2 protein-coding genes are annotated in these 2,241 nt (G+C 45.2%); one reads left to right on the forward strand and one right to left on the reverse strand.

Annotated features, from left to right (window positions below; all coding sequences use genetic code 11):
• Positions 1 to 288: 288 nt before the first annotated feature.
• Positions 289 to 1,104, reverse strand: a complete 816-nt coding sequence (locus PGX78_RS07735) for a formate/nitrite transporter family protein (protein WP_270446321.1) — start codon at positions 1,102 to 1,104, stop codon at positions 289 to 291.
• 180 nt (positions 1,105 to 1,284) lie between these two features.
• On the opposite strand from PGX78_RS07735, the gene PGX78_RS07740 reads away from it, so the two are divergent.
• On the forward strand, positions 1,285 to 2,241 hold a 957-nt coding region (locus PGX78_RS07740), incomplete at its 3' end, for a molybdopterin-guanine dinucleotide biosynthesis protein MobB (RefSeq protein ID WP_270446323.1).

Consider the following 2,241-nt stretch of genomic DNA (forward strand, 5'->3'; position numbering starts at 1 on the left):
AAAGGACGGGTATATCTTCTTTTTGTACCACATGACCCTTACGAAAAACCGGGCCCTTGGAGACGCCGCGAATAATCTGTGTAATATCGTGACAGAGAACCTGACCTACGGCATCTTCCGTTTTTATCCGTTTCATATCTTGTATTGCCTCTCTGAAAATTTCTCCATAGTGTAAACAACCGGCTCTCGACGTGAATGCCGGAGCCGGTATTACATGATTATTGTAACCTATTTTGTTATAAATAGCCAGTATCCAAACACAAGTACTTTTCTTCACAAATGGCTATTCTATGCCTTTTTCTTGGGGTAACACTTCTTGTACACCGCCCCCACGAGAATACAACCGCCGATAATATTTCCAATCGTGACGGGAATCAGGTTGTTAATAAAGAAGTTTCCCCACGTAAGAACGGACGTATCTATCCCTTTCGCCACTGCTGACGCCGCATAAACAGGATCCCCTGCGGCAAAAATCCCCGCCGGAATGTAGTACATATTGGCAACACTATGCTCAAAACCGCACACGACAAACAGGAAGATGGGAAGGTATACGGATGCAAGCTTTTCCGTTACGGAGCTGCCGCCGGCTGCAATCCAAACGGCAACACAGACCAGGAAGTTACAGAATACACCGAGAATCAGAGCGCTTAAAGGAGACAAAGACACCTTAGCGACGGCTGTTTTCATGGTAACCAAGGCCACTCCGTTGCCGAACAGGGAGTACTGATGGGCTTGTGTCATCAAAAAAGCTACTAAAATAGAGCCCACAAAGTTACCGATATACACTAAAATCCAGCAACGAAACATTTTCTTCCACGAAATAGCCCCTTCACCGGCACTGATAATCATAAGGCAGTCACCGGTAAATAATTCCGACCCGGCAAGAACTACCATGGCAAGACCGGCAGGGAAAATCATAGAGCTTACAATTTTTGCAAGTGACGGATTTTCAATCATACTGCTGCCCGTATTGGCGCCTACAGCAGCCAAAGCGATGTACATCCCTGCCAACAAAGCTAATAAAAGTGCCTTGTGCAAGCAAAGATCGGCCTTACCCTTACCGATGTCAATAAACTTTTCCGAAATTTCCTGGGGAGAAAGCATAATAATGATACCTCCTTGCTCCAACCTATTAGAAATAAGCAAATATAATATGAGTTCAGGTTATAGTATACATCTTTATAAATTTTCGTCAACACAAGTTTTTTTATAATTTTTTTTTGCAATACTGCAAAAATATGATAGGATTCTCTAAAAAGAAGTTTTGAAACGAGGTGAGTTACCTTGAAAAGACATGATAAAATGCCCGCTTTATCACTTTTAATCTTAGCCGGCGGCAAAAGCAGTCGCATGAAAAAAGATAAGTCTCAATTACCCTGGCAAGATTCGACAACGCTGACTCATATGCTGACAAATTCTTACGTTTATCCCTTTGAACGCACGGTCATTTCTGCTAATAGGATAATAGAACCGCAAGAACTTCCCGATTTTATCCGCAAAAAAACAAAGCAAAGGGAGCATACGACAGAGTATATCCATCTTAGCGACAAGCGTCGTCTTTCTGTCGTATCCGACCTTTATACGGACTGCGGCCCCTTAGGCGGTATGGAGGCGGCCATGAGACTATATCCTTCCGACTGTTGGCTCATCCTGGCCGTGGACCTTCCCTTTTTCGACTTTTCACGGGTTCCTGCTTTGCTGGCTGCCGATGCCTCCGAGTATGACGCTGTTATACCCGTTGTCGACGGGCGAGAAAATCCCTTGGCGGCACTTTATAAGGGACGAGTTTATGAAAAAATCCGTACGGCCTTGGCCGATGGCGACTACAGAGTTCGGAAAATTTATAATAAAAAAGCGGCTTTCATTGACGAAACACCTTATGCGCGACAATACTTGAACATGAACACACCGATAGCCTACAAAGAAGCCCTGGCTTGTGCAACTAATCAAAGTCGTCCCGTTCCTGTCGTTTCCATCACTGCAGAAACTTCGGGTACGGGAAAAACGCACCTGACTACACAGGTCATCAAAGAGTTGTCCGACCAGGGGTATAAAGTCGGCTATGTTAAAAGCACTCATCACATGCCGAGTGGGCCTAAACAAAGCAGCGATACGGATTTGGCGACTCGTGCAGGGGCCGTTTGTACGGCTCTTATCCCGGACGGACCGGAAAAAAAATGCTCTATAGAGCACGCCGCCTTTTCTATGCCCGTAGATTTGGTCCTCATTGAAAGTCGCCGT

Origin of the sequence: Megasphaera sp. AF13-6AC (assembly GCF_027685385.1) — a bacterium.
GTDB lineage: Bacteria > Bacillota > Negativicutes > Veillonellales > Megasphaeraceae > Megasphaera > Megasphaera micronuciformis.

Bases quoted from the DNA above. Each gene is read 5' to 3' on its own strand.
- PGX78_RS07735 (WP_270446321.1), bottom strand. From the start codon at position 1,104: ATGCTTTCTCCCCAGGAAATTTCGGAAAAGTTTATTGACATCGGTAAG.